This window comes from Mesorhizobium shangrilense, assembly GCF_028826155.1.
GTDB lineage: Bacteria > Pseudomonadota > Alphaproteobacteria > Rhizobiales > Rhizobiaceae > Arvimicrobium > Arvimicrobium flavum.
Genome location: NZ_JAQGPN010000001.1, coordinates 2503542 through 2521105 on the forward strand (window position 1 = coordinate 2503542; position 17564 = coordinate 2521105).

General features: G+C 65.9%; 9 protein-coding genes. 2 read left to right on the forward strand and 7 right to left on the reverse strand.

The features are described from left to right. Positions 1–97 precede the first annotated feature (97 nt). Entirely contained in the window at positions 98–988 is an 891-nt protein-coding gene (locus tag PD284_RS12135; RefSeq protein ID WP_274628449.1) for a UTP--glucose-1-phosphate uridylyltransferase, read from the reverse strand. A 220-nt stretch (positions 989–1208) separates the two neighbouring features. On the opposite strand from PD284_RS12135, the gene PD284_RS12140 reads away from it, so the two are divergent. Further along, entirely contained in the window at positions 1209–9800 is an 8592-nt protein-coding gene (locus PD284_RS12140; RefSeq protein WP_274628450.1) for a glycoside hydrolase family 94 protein, read from the forward strand. 187 nt (positions 9801–9987) lie between these two features. Then, complete coding sequence (locus PD284_RS12145; protein WP_274628451.1) at positions 9988–11763, forward strand: glucan ABC transporter ATP-binding protein/ permease; 1776 nt, start codon at positions 9988–9990, stop codon at positions 11761–11763. Between the two features lie 44 nt (positions 11764–11807). Here PD284_RS12145 and PD284_RS12150 read toward each other — a convergent pair whose 3' ends face one another. The 6 genes from PD284_RS12150 to PD284_RS12175 all read right to left on the reverse strand — a co-directional run bounded on the left by PD284_RS12150 (position 11808) and on the right by PD284_RS12175 (position 17444). Continuing rightward, the gene (locus PD284_RS12150; protein ID WP_274628452.1) at positions 11808–12308 is read right to left on the reverse strand and encodes an L-2-amino-thiazoline-4-carboxylic acid hydrolase; all 501 of its coding nucleotides are present in this window, start codon (positions 12306–12308) and stop codon (positions 11808–11810) included. Further along, the gene (locus PD284_RS12155; RefSeq protein WP_274628453.1) at positions 12305–13105 is read right to left on the reverse strand and encodes an ATP-binding cassette domain-containing protein; all 801 of its coding nucleotides are present in this window, start codon (positions 13103–13105) and stop codon (positions 12305–12307) included. Before PD284_RS12155 ends, PD284_RS12150 begins: the two co-directional genes overlap by 4 nt. Next, positions 13102–13860 (reverse strand): ABC transporter ATP-binding protein, encoded by a 759-nt coding sequence (locus PD284_RS12160; protein ID WP_274628454.1) that lies wholly within the window; start codon positions 13858–13860, stop codon positions 13102–13104. Before PD284_RS12160 ends, PD284_RS12155 begins: the two co-directional genes overlap by 4 nt. Continuing rightward, complete coding sequence (locus PD284_RS12165) at positions 13857–14690, reverse strand: ABC transporter permease (protein WP_274628455.1); 834 nt, start codon at positions 14688–14690, stop codon at positions 13857–13859. The genes PD284_RS12160 and PD284_RS12165 overlap by 4 nt, the downstream gene beginning before the upstream one ends. Continuing rightward, complete coding sequence (locus tag PD284_RS12170) at positions 14687–15673, reverse strand: ABC transporter permease (protein ID WP_274628456.1); 987 nt, start codon at positions 15671–15673, stop codon at positions 14687–14689. The genes PD284_RS12165 and PD284_RS12170 overlap by 4 nt, the downstream gene beginning before the upstream one ends. 163 nt (positions 15674–15836) lie before the next feature. Then, complete coding sequence (locus PD284_RS12175; RefSeq protein WP_274628457.1) at positions 15837–17444, reverse strand: ABC transporter substrate-binding protein; 1608 nt, start codon at positions 17442–17444, stop codon at positions 15837–15839. Positions 17445–17564: the final 120 nt, after the last annotated feature.

Genomic DNA, 17564 nt, shown 5'->3' on the forward strand with positions numbered 1-17564 from the left:
AACGCCGAACAGCTATTTCAAACTAACGTAGGGTCTGCGCAAGAAAACACATTCCCCTACGGAAGGCTGGCGAGAACGGAGTTTGCGCGTCTGGCCGTCAGGCCGCCTTCGCATTCTCACGCGTGAGGAGACCCTCGATCTCTGCGGCAAGCGCGCTCGCCAGGTCCGGCCGCGCCATGGCCAGATGGAGGTTTGCGCTCACATAGCCGGTCGGCGATCCGCAGTCGAAGGTACGCCCGGCGAACTCGTAAGGCCGGATCACCTGCGTCTGGAGAAGGGTCCGAAGTGCATCGGTGAGCTGGATCTCTCCGCCGGCGCCCGGCGCCTGGTCTTCGAGGATGGCGAAGACCTCCGGATGAAGAATGTATCGGCCGGAGATGAAGAAGTTGGACGGCGCCTCGCCAGGGGCCGGCTTCTCGACGAGGCCTGTGATCCGCGATCCGTCGCTGCCCGGTTGCAGCGATACGATGCCGAACTTGTGCGCTTCCTGGGGATCGCAGCGCTCCACAGCCACGACGTTGCTGCCCGTCTCTTCGTAGAGATCCACCATGGACGACAGGCAGGGCGTCTGCGCCACCATCAGCATGTCCGGCAGCAGGACGGCGAAGGGTTCGTCGCCGACGACGTGACGCGCCGTCCAGATCGCGTGCCCCAGTCCTCGGGCCTCCTGCTGGCGCACGAAGGAAATCGCCCCCGTTTGCGGCGTCGCGCCCGAAATCCTGTCGGCCAGCGGATGCTTGCCTGCCTTGCGCAGCGAACTGTCCAGCTCGAAGGCATGATCGAAATGGTCCTCGATGGCTCCCTTCATGCGTCCGTGGACCACGACGACGTGTTCGATCCCCGCGGCGAACGCCTCTTCGACGATGTAGTCGATGAGGGGGCGATCGACGACCGTGAGAAGCTCCTTCGGAACGCTCTTCGTGGCCGGAAGCATGCGGGTGCCGAAGCCGGCTGCGGGAATGACGGCCTTACGGATTTTCTTATGCATTTGGGGTCCTGAAGGTCGGTTTGGGTGAGAGTTTTGCGGCGTACGCCGAGAAACGACGGAACCCAACGCCCCTGCCGCCCGTTGGGTTCCGTCGTACGGGGACGGCAAACAGAATTCCGCCACGATTCTCATGCTTTCGCCCACGTATTGCCGCAACCAATTTGGATAACGGCGGTTAAGGGGTCGCCGCCTGCCGCCCCATCCGCCAGTAGGAAGTTTGATGAATATCCAATCCGAGCCGTTGGCGTTCGAGTCGACGGCGAAGCCTCTTCCCCCGCAAGCCGAAATTCCCATCCGCTCGACCGTTCTCAACGAGGAAAATCTCCGTCGGCTCGGTGAGGCGCTCGGTCGGGGGGAGGTTGGTTATCTGCTCGGCCTGGAGGCGTTCGATTTTCGCAAGAGGACCAAGGAGAACGCCGATTGCATCCTGCGGGTGTACCGCTCGACGAACGAGGCGCAGGCGCGCGGAGAGTCGATCACACCAGCGGCGCAGTGGCTGCTCGACAACCACTATATGGTCGAGGAGACCATCCATCAGATCAAGCGCGACATCCCGCAGCGATTCTACCGCCAGTTGCCGACGATCCCGCTGCCGGGCGGTGGCCACGTGCCTCGGGCGCTGGCGATCGCGTGGCTCTATGTGGCGCATACCGACAGCACGATTTCAGCTGAGGGGTTTGCGGCGATCGTCGACGGATATCAGAAGCACGCGCCGCTCAAGATCGGGGAGCTGTGGGCGCTGCCCTCGCTGCTCCGCTTTGTCCTGATCGAGAACTTGCGCCGCCTTGCCATGCGGGTGGGACGGGCCCGTGAGATGCGGCGCACCGCCAATGGTCTGGCCGACCGTGTGCTGTCGTTGTCGGGCGAGGAGTCCCAGAGTGCGCTGGCGGAGTTTGCCGCCCATGCGCGCGACACCACGTTCGCCACGCAACTGCTCTATCGGCTGCGGGACGGGTCGAAGAATGCGGGCGACGCCCTGGGCTGGCTGGAAGCCGAACTTGAGCGCTCGGGCTCGGACGCAGAGGAAATCATCATCGCCGAGCATCAGACGCTGTCGAGCGGCAACGTCACCACCGGCAACATCATCCGCGGCCTGCGCCACATCAACGACGTCAACTGGACGGTCTGGTTCGAGAGCATCAGCCGCGTCGACGCGCTGCTGCGCGAGCGCACCAATCTGTCCGAGCTGGATTTCGCTTCCCGCGATCAGTATCGGCGGGCGATCGAAAGCATCGCGCGACGTTCGGAATTGACCGAATACGAGGTAGCCGAGCGGGCGACGCGACTGGCCGGCTGGTCCGAGGAGGCTGCCGCGGAAGCCGCCCGCCTTGCACCGCCCATTACCGATCTGGTCGATGTAGGCTTTTTCCTCGTCGGCGAGCGCCGCGCCGAACTGGAGGAGGCGGTCGGCTACGCGCCATCCTTCGGGCAACGCTTGTTGCGCAGCTTCCAGGCGGCGGGTTGGCCCGGCATCGTGATCCCGGTCGTCGGCATGACCACCTTGCTGCTGGCCGCCGCCGCCTTCGCGCTGGCGTCTGCGGATATCCCTGCTGCGGCGACGGTCCTCCTGATCCTGCTCTTCTCGGTACCCGCGAGCGAAGGCGCGCTGGCGTTCTTCACGACCATCGTGCTGCTCTTCGTGAAGCCGACCCGCCTGATCGGCTACGAGTATCCGAAAGGCGTGCCGGAGCACGCCCGCACGCTCGTCGTTGTCCCGTCATTGATATCCTCGCGCGATGACGTCGAGGAAAGCGTGCGCAATCTCGAGGTGCACTACCTCGCCAACATGAGTGGCGACCTCCGCTTCGCACTGCTTTCCGACTGGCCCGACAGCGATGTCGAACAGGACAAGGCGGATCTCGAACTGCTCGAGTACGCTAGGCACAGCGTTCATGTACTCAACAGCAAGTATCCGCTGGAGGGGGCAGCGCGCTTCCATCTGCTGCATCGTCGCCGCCTCTATAACGAGTCGGAAGGCTGCTGGATGGGCTGGGAACGCAAGCGCGGCAAGCTTCACGAGTTGAACCTGCTGCTGCGTGGCGACAGCGACACCACCTACCTGCCGCCCACCACCCCGATTCCCGAGGGCATCGTCTACGTGATGACGCTCGATTCCGACACGCGCATGACGCGCGGGGCCGTCGCCAGGCTGGTCGGCAAGATGCAGCATCCGCTCAATCGTCCGGTGATCGACGAGCAGCAGCGGCGCGTGACCGCCGGCTACGGCATCCTGCAGCCGCGGGTGACGCCCTCGCTCACCACCGGCGACGAGGCGTCGTTCTTCCAGCGCATCTTCTCGGCCAACCGCGGCATGGACCCCTACGTCTTTGCCGTGTCGGACCTCTATCAGGACGTATTCGGCGAGGGCACGTTCACGGGCAAGGGCCTCTACCATGTCGACGCCATGGAGGCGGCGCTCAAGGACCGCATCCCCGAGAATGCCGTGCTGAGCCACGACCTGCTCGAAGGGGCGCTGGCCCGGGCCGCGCTCACCACCGACGTGGAGGTCGTCGAGGACTACCCGACGCGCTACGCCGTCGATGCATCCCGGCACCATCGCTGGGCTCGCGGCGACTGGCAGCTGCTGCCCTTCATCTTCGGTCCGGATTCCGGCGTGCCTGGCCTCTCGCGCTGGAAGATGGTGGACAACCTGCGGCGCTCGCTGACGCCGATCTTCTGGGTGCTCGCGTCGATCGCGGGCTGGTCGCTGCTGCCCTTCACGATCGCGATCCAATGGCAGGCGCTGCTCATCGTCAGCCTTTTCATGGCGCCGACCTACGACATCATCGACGCCATCTGGCCGGACAATCCCGACGTCACGCTGCGCGGTCACCTCATCTCGCTTGGCCGCGACGTGGCGTTCGGCTCGGCGATGGTCGCGATGCGCGTCGTGCTGATGGCCCATTCGGCCTGGATGATGGCTGACGCCATCGTGCGCACGCTCTATCGTCTGTTCATCAGCCACAAGAACCTGCTCGAATGGCGCACCGCGTCGCAAACCGAGAAATCGGGTGTGAACACGGTGCGCGGCTATTGGCACATGATGGCGGGCGGGGTGCTCGTCGCGTTGCTTGGGCTCGCCATCCCGACCGCCGCATACTCTTCGGGTGCGTTCGTGGCGCTGATCTTTGCCGTGTTCTGGGCAGGTTCGCCGCTTTTCGCATGGCTCGTCAGCCGTTCTGCGGAGACTGAAGACAGGTTGGCCGTCGCCGAGGGCGATCGCGCTAGGCTGAGGTCGGTGGCGCGCCGTACCTGGCTCTACTTCGAGACCTTCGTGACGCCCGAAGACAACCACCTGCCGCCCGACAATTTCCAGGAGACCCCGGCGCCGCTGGTGGCGCACCGGACGTCGCCGACCAACATCGGCGTCTATATGCTGTCGGTGGTCTCGGCGCGCGACTTCGGCTGGGTCAGCCTCGCGCACGCGGTAGAACGGCTGGAGGCGACGCTGACCACGATCGAGAAGATGGAGCGGTATCGCGGCCATCTCTACAACTGGTACGAGACGACCACGCTGCGGCCGCTGCACCCGCTCTACGTATCGAGCGTCGACAGCGGCAACCTGGCGGGACATCTCGTGGCGCTGGCGTCTGCCTGCAACGAATGGGCGATCGCCCCGGCGGCGCATCTCCAGGGCGACTTCGACGGCATCCTGGATGTCGTCGAGATCCTCGACGAGACGCTTGCCGCGCTTCCGGACGACCGACGCCAACTGCGGCCCCTGCGACAGCGGCTCTCCGAGCGCATCAGCGGCATGCGGCGCGCCGTCAACACCATCAAGAGCGAGCCGGAAACGGCTGCGATCCGGACCCTCAACCTCGCGATCCTGTCGGCCGACATCCGCAAGCTGGCTTCCGCCATCCACGGCGAGACGAACTCATCGGCGTCCGAGCTTCTGCTGTTATGGGCAGGAAAGCTGGAAGCGACGTGCGATGCCCATGTCAGCGATTCCCACACCGATGAAGGCGGAGTGGAATTGCTGCGCTCGCGCCTCGTCAAGGTGCGCGACCGCGCCCGCAAGTTCGCCTTCGAGATGGATTTTTCCTTCCTTCTCAGGCGCGAACGCAACCTGCTGTCGATTGGCTACCGGGTGCACGAGAGACAGCTCGACGAAGCGTGCTACGACCTGCTGGCATCGGAAGCGCGGCTCACCAGCCTGTTCGCCATCGCCAAGGGCGACATCGCGACGGAACACTGGTTCCGCCTCGGACGGCCGATTGTCGAGATCGGATTCAGCGGCGCGCTCATGTCGTGGTCCGGGTCGATGTTCGAGTACCTCATGCCGCCGCTCGTCATGAAGGAGCCGCACGGCGGCATTCTCAATCAGACAAACCATCTGATCGTGCGCAAGCAGATGCAGTATGGCAGGTCGAAGAATGTGCCATGGGGCATCTCGGAAGCGGCCTACAACGCCCGCGACCGTGAGATGAACTATCAGTACACGAATTTCGGCGTGCCCGGTCTCGGGCTGAAGCGGGGCCTCGGCCAGAACACGGTCATCGCCCCCTATGCGACGGTGCTTGCCGCGCAGTATGCGCCGGCGGCGGCCGTCGCCAACCTCGAGCGTCTCAAGCAGGGCGGCGCGCTCGGCCTGTACGGTTACTACGACGCCGTGGATTTCACGCCGCAGCGCGTTCCGGAAGGCCAGAAGGGCGCCGTCGTCCACAATTACATGGCGCACCACCAGGGCATGTCCGTCGTCGCGATCGCGAACGTGGTCTTCGAAGGACGCATGCGGGAGCGGTTCCACGGCGATCCGGTCATCGAAGCTGCGGAACTGCTGTTGCAGGAGAAGGCGCCGCGCGATGTCCCGGCCACGACCGTGCGCACCGAGGCAGCCGAGCGTTCAAATCTGCATGCGATCGACGAAAACTACGACAACCGCATCGTGCTCAATCCGCACCACGCGCTGCGCGCGACCAACGTGCTCTCCAACGGTCACTATTCGGTGATGGTGACGGCGGCAGGCTCGGGCTACAGCCGATACGACGATTTCGCCGTGACCCGCTGGCAACCCGATCCGACGGAAGATCGCTACGGCAGCTATGTCTTCCTGACCGACGCAACGACCGGCGAGTGGTGGTCGGCGACGGCCGAGCCGAAGCGTGCGCCAGGCGAAACGTCGCAAACCGTGTTCTGCGACGACAAGGCGACCTTCGTGAAGACCGTCGGCGATCTCCGATCCGAAGTCGATGTCATCGTTACGGCGGAGGCGAATGGCGAAGGCCGCCGCGTGACCCTCGTCAACAGCGGCATCGCGGATCGCTACATCGATATCACCTCCTACAGCGAGATCGTTATCGCGCCGGAAGCGAGCGACAACGCGCATCCGGCGTTCTCGAAGATGTTCGTGGAGACGGAGATCGACCCGGGCCGCAATGCCATTTTCGCGGAGCGGCGCCAGCGCCAGCCCGGCGAGGCGACGCTCGCCTTCGCGCACTTCGTGACGGCCAGCACCGGATTCTCGCGCGAGACCGAGGCCGAGACGGACCGCCGCGCCTTCATCGGGCGCGGGCGATCGATCCTCGATCCTGCCGCTTTCGATGCTGATGCCAGGCTCGGCGGCAGCGAAGGCTTTACGCTCGACCCCATCGCGGCGTTGCGCTGCCGCATGCGCGTGCCTTCGGGCAAGAAGGTGTCGGTGACGTTCTGGACGGTGGTCGCGGCGGACCGCGCCGAGGTTGAGGCGTCCATCGAGCGCCTCGACCATCCGGAGAGCTTTCAGCGCCAGGCGACCCTTGCATGGACGCGCTCGCAGGTGCAGACGCGCCATGTGGGGCTCAGCCTCGCCGACGCCGCCAACGTGCAGAAGCTGGCGCGCTACCTCATCTATCCGGAGCCCTGGACGCGCCTGTCGGCAGAAGCGATCGCCTCGGGCCTTGGCAAGCAATCGGCGTTGTGGCCGATGGCGATCTCGGGGGACTACCCCATCTTCGCGCTGCGTATCGGCGACGTGGCCGATCTGGAGATCGTCGCGTCCGCGCTGCGGATGCAGGAATACATGCGCGCAAGGGGACTCCTCGTCGACCTCGTCATCGTCAACGAGCAGGCGTCCTCCTACGTCCAGGATCTGCAGCAGGCAATCGAATCGCTCTGCGAGAACAGCCGCCTGCGCGGCAAGGAGCACGGGCCGCGGCAGCACATCTTTGCGGTGCGGCGAGACCTGATGGACGAAAGCGCCTATCGCACGCTGATCGCAGCTGCCCGTATCGTGCTGCACACGCGCAACGGCACCATCTTCGATCAGATCGAGCGCGCCGAGGCAGCCGAAATCGAGGCGCGGGGCAAGCTTCCGCCGGAAACACCGTTCGCGCCCCGGATCCAGCAGACCTTGCCGTCAGCAGTTCCATCGGCGGATGTCCCGGGCGACGACCTCGCGTTCTGGAACGGGATCGGCGGATTCGACCGCAACGGCCGCGACTACGTGATCAGGCTGCGGGGAGATCGTGTCACCCCGCATCCCTGGATCAACGTGATCGCGAACGAGAGTTTCGGCTTCCATAGTTCCGCCGGCGGCGCTTCATTCAGCTGGAGCAGGAACAGCCGCGACTTCCAATTGACACCATGGTCGAACGATCCGGTGATCAACCGGACTGGCGAAGCGCTCTACATCCGCGACAACAGGACCAACGAGGCGTTCTCGCCGTTCTCGACCGTCTTGCGCGATCCCTCGCTCGTCTACGAAACGCGGCACGGTCAGGGCTTCAGCACGTTCAGCGTCAGCCGCGACGGGCTCGACGTGGTGGCCACGCAGCTTGTCGATCCGAAGGATCCGGTCAAACTGACACGGCTGAGGATCACCAATGGACGCACGCAGGCCGCAAGATTGCGGGTCTACGCGTACGCCGAATGGGTGATGGGCAACAATCGCGGGAGATCGGCGCCGTTCATCCTGTCGACGCACGACGAAACGACGGGCGCCCTGCTGGCGCGCAATGCCTACAACCTCGACTTCGCGGACCGGACGGCATTCCTGGCATGCGACCAGCCGCCCCAGACCTTCACCTCCAACCGTCACGAGTTCATCGGCCCGCACGGTTCCGTGCAGGCTCCCGAGGCGGTCATCTCCGGCGTGGATTTGTCCGGGTCGGTCGAGGCGGGCTTCGATCCTTGCGCAGCGCTCGCGCGCGACGTGGAGATCGCTCCGGGCGAAAGCGCGGAGATGATCTGGATGCTGGGCGACGCGTCTTCCGCGGAGGAGGCGGTCGCGCTGGTGACACAGCACCGCGCGCGGGACTTTGATGAGCGCCTCAAGGAGAACGAGGAGCAGTGGGACGACCTCCTCGGCACGCTGCAGGTCGACACGCCCGATCCTTCGCTCAACGCGATGGTCAACGCCTGGCTGCCCTATCAGAGCCTTGCCTGCCGTATCCGCGCACGCTCGGCCTTCTACCAGGCGAGCGGCGCATTCGGCTTCCGTGATCAGTTGCAGGACACGCTTGCCTTCCTGCTGCACGATCCGACGCTGGCGCGGGCGCAGATACTCAATGCTGCGGGCCGCCAGTTTCCGGAGGGCGACGTGCAACACTGGTGGTTGCCGCGCACCGGCGCTGGCGTGCGCACCATGATCTCCGACGACGTCGTATGGCTGGGTTACGCAACTGCCCATTACATCGCCGTGACGGGCGACGCGACGATCCTCGAGGAGACGCTGCCCTTCATCGAAGGCGAGAAGTTGGCGGACGGGCAGCACGACGCCTTCTACACGCCTGAAGTATCCAAGGAGACCGTGTCGCTCTACGAGCACGTCGTGCGGGCATTGGACCTTGCCATCCAGCGTACCGGCGGGGACGGCCTCCCGCTGATCCTCGGCGGCGACTGGAACGACGGCATGAACCGGGTCGGCGAGGGCGGCAAAGGTCAGAGCACATGGCTCGGCTGGTTCCTCGCAAGGACGCTCACCGACTTTGCGCCGCTCGTGCGGGAGCGCGGCGACGCCAAGCGGGCGGACCGCTACGAGGAGCACGTCGAAGCGCTCAAGAAGTCCCTGGAATCAAAAGCCTGGGACGGAGAGTGGTACATCCGCGGCACATTTGACGACGGCACGCCCCTGGGGTCGAAGGATTCGGACGAGTGCCGGATCGACCAGATCGCACAGTCCTGGAGTGTGATCTCGGGGCATGGCGACGCCAAGCGCTCCGCCAAGGCGCTCGACGCCGTCGAGAACCTTCTGGTCGATGCCGAGCTTGGCATTGCGAAGCTGTTCACGCCGCCCTTCGAAAAGACCGAGAAGGAACCGGGATACATCAAGAGCTATCCGCCCGGCGTGCGCGAGAACGGGGGGCAGTACACACACGCCGCCACATGGCTCGTCGTCGCGCTGGCCAAGGCCGGACGCGCAGATGCCGCGCTACGCGTCTTCCAGATGTTGAACCCCATCAACCATGCGCTGGACCGCGAGGCGGCCGACCACTATCGGGTGGAGCCCTATGTTGTCGCTGCAGACGTCTACTCGGGCGACAAGGGCGGGCGCGGCGGCTGGACCTGGTACACGGGATCGGCCGGCTGGCTGTACCGCGCCGCAGTCGAGGCGATACTGGGCATCCGAAAGCAGGGCGGCAGGCTGTTCGTCGAGCCGGCGCTGCCGACCGCGTGGAATGGTTTTTCCGCGCGTCTCAAGCTGGGTGGCGCGACCTACATCATCCATGTCGAACGCAACGCGGGGGACCGCGCGGCGCTGGAGATTGACGGACGCCCAAGCCGCTCGAGGAGCATTCCTTTGGTCGAGCAAGGAGAGGTGGAGGTGCTGGTGCGCGTGGCGAGCCAGAACCCCCACGCATACGTTCACAAAACCCCTATGCGGTCGCCATAATTTCGCCGCAAGACCGCCATTTTTCGTTTAAACTCAACCCGTTACTCGATCACGGGACCTTACAAGCTGTAGCGAAAGTTTGTCACGAAATCCGGAACCGACTTTGGGTCGACACATTGTGCTGCCACGCAACAGCCCGTAAGCGTTCTATGGTGCACTGCACAATCGGTGACGACGAGGTATATGCGTGTCATTGCTGGAAGTTTATTTTAGAGCAATTCGTTACCTCGCCGCCGAAAAGAGCAAAGTGCTCACGATTTGCGGGGCAAATATCGTCCTCGCAATGGTGACGATCGCCGAGCCGATTCTGTTTGGACGGATCATCGACGCCATCTCCGACAAGGAGGACGTTTTCTCCAGCCTGTTGGTGTGGGCCGGGCTGGGCGCGTTTAACATCGTCGCATACATCCTGGTGGCGCGCGGCGCCGACCGGCTGGCGCACTTCCGTCGCACGCAGGTGCTGGCCGATTCGTTCGAGCGCGTGATCACCATGCCGCTTGCCTGGCATCACGATCGCGGCACGTCCCATACGCTCCACACGCTTCTGCGCGCCGTCGAAACCCTGTTCGGCCTTTGGCTCGAGTTCATGCGGCAGCACCTCTCAACAGCCGTCGCCCTGCTGCTGCTGATCCCAACGGCGCTGTCGCTGGACCTGCGCATGTCGTTGGTGCTGTTCGCGCTGGCGGCGGCCTACATCGCCATCGGGCGTGGGGTCATGCGCAAGACGAAGGAAGGCCAGGCGCGCGTCGAGCAGCACTATCACCGCGTGTTCGCCCACGTGACGGACAGCGTCAGCAACGTCTCCGTCCTGCAGAGCTACAACCGCGTCGGCCAGGAGACGCTCGCACTCAAGAAATATGCTGCAGACTTGCTGGACGCCCAGTTTCCGGTGCTCGACTGGTGGGCGCTGGCGAGCGCGATGCATCGGCTTGCCTCGACCATCTCGATGATGATCGTGCTTTTGATCGGCGCCTATCTGGTGACGCTCGGCAAGCTGCGCATCGGCGACATCATCGCCTTCACGGGTTTCGCCACGCTGATGATCAGCCGCCTCGACCAGGTGAGCGCATTCGTCAACCAGATCTTCGAGGCCCGCGCCAAGCTCGAGGACTTCTATGCGCTGGAGGATGCGGTTGCTGAACGGGCCGAGCCGGAAGGCCAGCGCGAGCTGCACAACGTGACGGGACATGTGCGCTTCGAGGACGTCAGCTTCTCCTTCCGCAATTCGGGGCAGGGCGTCGAGAACATCACCTTTGAGGTGGCCGCCGGACAGACGGTGGCCATCGTTGGTCCGACAGGCGCCGGCAAGACCACCCTGATCAACCTGCTGCAGCGCGTCTACGATCCGTCGGCCGGGCGCATTCTCGTGGACGGCGTCGACACGCGCACCTGCACCCGCAAGTCGCTGCGCCATTCGATTGCGACCGTGTTCCAGGACGCCGGGCTGTTCAACCGTTCGATCGAGGAGAACATCCGCATCGGCCGCGCGGGGGCCAGCTATGACGACATCCACCAGGCCGCCTGTGCGGCCGCCGCACAGGACTTCATCCTGGCGAAGAGCGAAGGCTACGACACCATGGTGGGCGAGCGCGGCGGCCAGCTTTCCGGCGGCGAGCGGCAACGCATCGCCATCGCGCGCGCCATCCTCAAGGACGCGCCGATCCTCGTGCTCGACGAGGCAACGAGCGCACTCGACGTTGAAACGGAGGGGCGCGTCAAGGAAGCGATCGACAGGCTGCGCGAGGGCCGCACGACCTTCGTGATCGCGCACAGGCTGACGACGGTGAGGGACGCAGACCTTGTGATCTTCCTCGACGGCGGACGCATCGTGGAAGTCGGCGGTTTCCAGGAACTCGCCGCCAACAATGGCCGCTTCGCCGGGCTGCTTCGCGCCGGCGGGCTGCTCGACGACGATGAGGTACGCAAGCTGGCCCGACTGACGACGCCGAGCGAGGCCGCTTGACGCGGACGCTGCCGGCTCCGATCGCGTTGTGGCGGCGATAAAGCCTACGCGTCCCTCAGGTGGATGTGGCAGCAGCCGCTGCCGTGGCCGTCGGTCCAGGTGACGTTCTTGAATCGCACCCCGGCAGCCTCGAACAGCCCGCGGTCGAAGGCGCCGGCGATGCGGCACATCGTGGCGAGGCGTTCGCCGTCGAGGCCCGCCGCAACCCAGGCGTCCTTCAACGGACAACGCTTCACATAAAAGCTGATGCCGTCGTCCCGGCGCTCAACACGCGTGGGGTACATGCGCCCGCCGTCTGGGCTCGCCGCCAGGAAGGCTTCGCCGATGGCGCGGGCATCCTTCGGCCCGTATTGCCGGAAGGCAGTGGAGGCGACCTCTTGGCCGCGCTTTTCCACCGCCCGCGTGATGATCGCCTCGGCCTCATCAGAACCGTACACTGTCTCCAGCTCGTCGTAGAGGAGCCGGTAGAGGTCGGCGCGATTGCGAAACGCCGCGTCGAGTTCCTGCGCAAGCGATTCCGCCCGATCTGGATGTTCCCCGCTCATCCATTCTCCATAGGTTGGTCAGGTTGATATCTGAGCCGCGGGACGGCCGCGACAAGGGCTCTTGCCGCTTCGGACTGCGGCGAAGCAACCAGATCCGCTGCCGGCGCGGTCTCGACGATGCGGCCATGCTCCATCACCGCCACGCGGTGCGCGATCTGCCGGACGACGGCGAAGTCGTGCGTGACGAACAGATAGGCCATGTCCCGTTCCCGCTGCAGTTCTGCCAGCAGGCCGAGGACCTTTGCCCGCACCGATACGTCGAGCGCGGAGACGGCTTCGTCCAGCACGATGAGCTTTGGTTCCGAAGCAATAGCCCGCGCGATGGCGACGCGCTGGCGCTGGCCGCCCGAGATGTCGTGAATGTTACGTTCCGCAAGCGCCGGCGACAGGCCGACACGCTCGAGCAGGGCGGCGATCCTGCGCGGGCGCTCGGCGCGCGGGGTGATCCGATGGATGCGCAGCAGGTCGTCGATCGCGCGGGCGACAGTGGCGCGCGGATTGAAGGCGGCGTGCGGATCCTGGAACACCATCTGCAGCTGTGCCCGCATGGCGCGGAGCGCCGCACCGCGCAGGGCGAGCAAGTCGGTCCCGTCGAAGGAGACTGTGCCCGCATCCGGTTCGAGCAGGCGCAGGATTGCGCGGGCGAGCGTCGACTTGCCGCTGCCGGAGGCGCCGACCAGAGCCAGCGTCTCGCCGGGCCGCAGCGAGAGGCTGACGTCGTCGAGGGCGGTGATCGTCACGCCGGTGCGGCGGAACCGCTTGGTCAGGCCCTCGACCTTGAGCAGCGCCGCGCTCATGCGCCAGTCCCCACATGCGCGTCGATGAGCGAGCGCGTGTAGTCTTGGCGGGGGTGGCGCAGGACCTGCTCGGTCGGGCCGAGTTCGATGAGCCGGGCATCCCGGAAGACGCCGATGCGGTCGACCAGCTGGGAGGCGAGCGCAATGTCGTGGCTGATGAAGAGCAGCGTCATGCCTTCGGTGCGCACCAGCCCGTCGAGAAGGTCCACGATGCCGGCCTGCACGATGGTGTCGAGCGCGCTCGTCGCTTCGTCTGCGACCAGCAGCCTGGGATTCGCCGCAATGGCCGCAGCGATCGTCACGCGCTGCTTCTGGCCACCGGACAGCTGGTGGGGATAGGCGCGGGCCAGCGAAGCCGGGTCGGGAAGCTCCATCCTGCCCAGCAGTTCCACCGCTCGGGCATGGGCGGCGCGCCATGTCAGGCCGAGGTGGGCGTGGACGACCTCGGCCACCTGGTCGCCGATACGCATCACCGGATCGAGGCTCGATGCGGGGTCCTGGAACACCAGCCCGATGTCACGCCCTGGCACGGGCGCGGATGGCAGACCCGGCCAGGCGATGGAACCCGTCACAGTGGCTGTTGTGGGAAGGATGCCGGCGAGCGCCCGGGCGAGCGTGCTCTTGCCGGAACCGCTCTCGCCGATGATCGCCAGGCGTTCGCCGGCAGCTACGTCGAGATCGAGGCCCGTTAGCGCCGGCGTTTCCGCTGCGGCGTAGCGGACGCCGAGGCCGCGGATCGCGAGAAGCGCCTTCATCCCTGCCTCCGGCGCGCCGCGAGCGCCTCGACCACGCCTTCGCCTGCGAGATGGACGCCGAGCACCGTCACCACGAGCGCAATTCCCGGGAAGACCGAGAGGTAGGGGGCGGCCCGCAGGACGGCGCGACCCTCGGCGATCATTCCGCCCCAGGTGACGCTGTTGGGGTCTCCCAGGCCGAGGAAGGAGAGGGCGGCCTCTATGAGGATGGCGTTGGCGACGATGACGGAGGCCAACGCCAGCACCGGAGGCAAGGCGTTGGGCAGGATCTCGCGGAACGCGATCTCGGCTGGATGCATGCCAGCGACGCGGGCCGCGGCGACGTAGTCGCGTTCCCGGATCGACAGCACCTCGGCGCGGGCGATGCGAGCAGGCTGCGTCCAGGCGGATGCCGCGATGGCGGCGACGACGACGGCGAGCGACGGCCCGACGACGCTGACGAAGGCCAGCGCCAGCAGGAAGCCCGGCACGGTCTGGAAGGCCTCGGTCACCCGCATCAGCGCCTCGTCCACGACGCCACCGGCAAAGCCGGCAATGGTGCCGACGGTCGCGCCGACCGCGATGGAGGCGATGGCGGCGGCGAGGCCGACGAGGAGCGAGGTGCGGGCGCCGTGGACGAGTTCCGCGAGCAGGTCGCGTCCGAGGCGGTCGGTCCCCAGCAGTGCGGCGGGATCCTCGAAGGGCCGCAGCATCGGACGGGCGACGATGGCCAACGGATCGCCGGGAAAGAGGAGGGGCGCCAGAATGGCGAGCAGGGCGATCGCCAGCAGGATGAACGCCCCGGCCAGCCCCTCAGGCGTGCGGATGAAGCGACCGACGATCCGCCTCATGACGGCTCCGTGGCGCCGACCCGCGGGTCGAGCAGCGCATAGGCTATGTCGACCGCGAGGTTGATGAGAATGACGAGCACCGCGCTCACCAGCACGATGCCGAGCAGGAGCGGGGTGTCGCGTGAGGCGACTGCCTCGGAGGCCAGCCGCCCGAGGCCGGGAATGGCGAAGACGCTCTCGATGACCACGCTGCCGCCCAGCATCGAGGCCGACTGCAGGCCGAGCATGGTGACCAGCGGCATGAGCGCGTTGCGGGCGACGTGGCGGATCACGATCCGCCGCCGAGGGATGCCCCGCGCCTCCGCCGCGCGAACAAAATCCAAGCGCCAGACCTCGGCCATGCCGGCGCGCATCATGCGCAGGTAGAGCGCCAGGTAGATAATGCCGAGCGACGACACCGGCAGAACCAGGTGGGCGGCGATGTCGAGCGCGCGGGCAAGTCCGTGCTTGCCGGACGCAATGGTTTCGATGCCGGCCAGCGGCAGCCAGCGCAGGCTGATGGAGAAGACGATGACGAGGACGAGGCCGAGCCAGAAGCCTGGTATCGCGTAGAGCGCCAATGAGCCGATCGACAGGAAGCGGTCGCGAAAGGAGCCCGGACGCGCGCCGGCGACGATGCCAAGCAGGGAGCCGAGGGCAAAGGAGAGAGCTGTCGCGCTGGCCATCAGGAGCAGCGTGTTCGGCAGGCGCTCGAGGATGACGTCGAGAATCGGCCGCGAGAAGCTGACGGACCAGCCGAGGTCGCCGCGCGCCAGCGCTGCGAGATAGGCGCCGAGCCGCGCGCCGGCCGACTGGTCGAGGCCCCAGGCGTTTCGCAGCTCGGCGATCATCTGCGCATCGCCGCCGCCGGTCGACACGATGTAGGCGTCGACGGCGTCGCCCGGGGCCAGCTCCAGTAGCAGGAACGCGCCGATGACGACGATGGCGAGGACCGGAATGGCGGAGAGGAGTCGTCGGCGGACGAGGCGGAGCGCTCGGGTCATACGACGGCCGCTTTTCTCCCCCCTTGAGGGAGAGATGGCCGCGAAGCGGTCAGAGGGGGTAGCCTCAGAAGGCGCCGCCAAACCAGCGCCGCGCGCTGCCGGAGGTACCCCACCCGCGGCCTGCTGCCGGACCCTCCCCTCAAGGGGGAGGGAATTGCCGGCGCTATTCCACCCACGTATCCGCCCAGTTGCTGACGGCCCAGCGGGGATTGTCGGAGACGTTCTTGACCTTGGTGCGGGCGACCGTGATGAAGCCCCATTCGGCGACGTTGATCAGCGGCAAATCCTCGACGACCTTTGTCTGGAACTCGCGGTAGAGGGCGATGCGCTTGTCCGCGTCGATCGTCTCGGCGGCCGTGGCGATGATGGCGTCGAGCGCGTCGTTCTTGTAGCCGCCCTGGTTCGAGAAGGGCACGCCGTCGGGGATGCCGCTTTGTACGAGAATGGTCGTCGAGATCGCCGGGTCCCCACGGAACACAGGCGGGGCGATCGCAAGGTCGAAGGCATGGTCGGTGTAGACCGCCTTCTGGTGCGCGGCGGAGTCGTTGTTGACGAGCTGCGCGTCGATGCCGACTGCCGCCAGCGCCTGGCGAAGATAGTCGCCGAACTGCTTGGTTTCGTTGAAATAGGGCGCCGGGAGCAGTTTCAGGGCGAAACGCTTGCCGTCCGCGCCTTTCGGATAGCCCGCTTCGTCGAGCAGGGCATTCGCCTTGGCGACGTCGAAGTCGTAGGTCGGAACGTCACTCGTGTAGAACTGCTTGTCGTTGCGCGGCACTGGTCCGGTAGAGGCAGCGGCGTAGCCCAGGAAAATGGTGTCCACCACGAACTTCTTGTCGATGGCGTGCGCAATGGCCTGGCGGACCTTGAGGTCGGCGAGCTCCTTGCGGCGGTGGTTGATCTCGACCACGAGCTGGTAGGTCAGCGCCTCGTAGCCTTTCGAGACGACCTCTATGCCCGGCACCTTGGCGATGCGGGCGAGGTCGGCCAGCGGAACGGCGGAGAACGCGGCGAGGTCGATCTCCTCGGCTTCCAGCGCGCCGGCAGCGGCTGCCCGGTCGGGCAGGACGCGGTAGACGATCTCGTCCAGATAAGGCTTGTCCTTGTCCCAGTAGGAGGGGTTCTTTTCCAGCCGGTAGTATTCGCCCGCCTTGTGCTCGGCGAAGCGGTAGGGGCCGGTGCCGATGGGGGCGGCGTTGGCCGGATTGGCGGCGACGTCGGTGCCTTCATAGACGTGTTTCGGCACGACGCTGGTCAGCGGCGGGAGCGCGTTGCGGATGAGCTGGAAGGGTGTCGGCTTCGAGAACCTGAACACCGCCGTGTGGTCATCCGGCGTGTCGACCGCCTCGAGATCCTTGAAGACAACCCGGCCGAGGTTCTGCAGCGGCTTCCAGATGTTGAGCGCCGAGAAGGCGACGTCGGCCGAAGTGAAGGGTTTGCCGTCGTGCCAGCTGACGCCTTCCCGCAGCTTGAACGTGACCGAGAGGCCATCGTCCGAGCCTTCCCAACTCGTCGCCAGGCGCGGCTCCAGCCCGTCCGCGCCGTCGAACGAGGCTTCCGCCAGCGGCTCGATCACCTTGCTCGAAATGAAGAAGACGCCGTTTGAGGCGACGATCGCCGGATTGAGGTTCTTGGGCTCCGAATCCGCCGCGACCACGAGCCGCCCGCCTGCCTTCGCCTCCTGCGCGTACAGAAGGCGGGGCATGGCGGTAGACGCGAGCAGCACGGTGGTGCTGGCCAGCAGCGAACGGCGGGTCAACTCGATATCCGGCATGTCTCTCTCCGTTTCGATCGCGCCCAGACTAGGGCCACGCCACGCAGCAAACGAGGCAAATCTTTGCTTTGGCTAGGCAATTCTAGAAAACCGACACGCCGCGGAGAAGGGCCAGCGGAA

Bases quoted from the DNA above. Each gene is read 5' to 3' on its own strand.
- PD284_RS12165 (WP_274628455.1), bottom strand. From the start codon at position 14,690: ATGAGGCGGATCGTCGGTCGCTTCATCCGCACGCCTGAGGGGCTGGCC.
- PD284_RS12175 (WP_274628457.1), bottom strand. From the start codon at position 17,444: ATGCCGGATATCGAGTTGACCCGCCGTTCGCTGCTGGCCAGCACCACC.
- PD284_RS12170 (WP_274628456.1), bottom strand. From the start codon at position 15,673: ATGACCCGAGCGCTCCGCCTCGTCCGCCGACGACTCCTCTCCGCCATT.
- PD284_RS12140 (WP_274628450.1), top strand. From the start codon at position 1,209: ATGAATATCCAATCCGAGCCGTTGGCGTTCGAGTCGACGGCGAAGCCT.
- PD284_RS12150 (WP_274628452.1), bottom strand. From the start codon at position 12,308: ATGAGCGGGGAACATCCAGATCGGGCGGAATCGCTTGCGCAGGAACTC.
- PD284_RS12160 (WP_274628454.1), bottom strand. From the start codon at position 13,860: ATGAAGGCGCTTCTCGCGATCCGCGGCCTCGGCGTCCGCTACGCCGCA.
- PD284_RS12135 (WP_274628449.1), bottom strand. From the start codon at position 988: ATGCATAAGAAAATCCGTAAGGCCGTCATTCCCGCAGCCGGCTTCGGC.
- PD284_RS12155 (WP_274628453.1), bottom strand. From the start codon at position 13,105: ATGAGCGCGGCGCTGCTCAAGGTCGAGGGCCTGACCAAGCGGTTCCGC.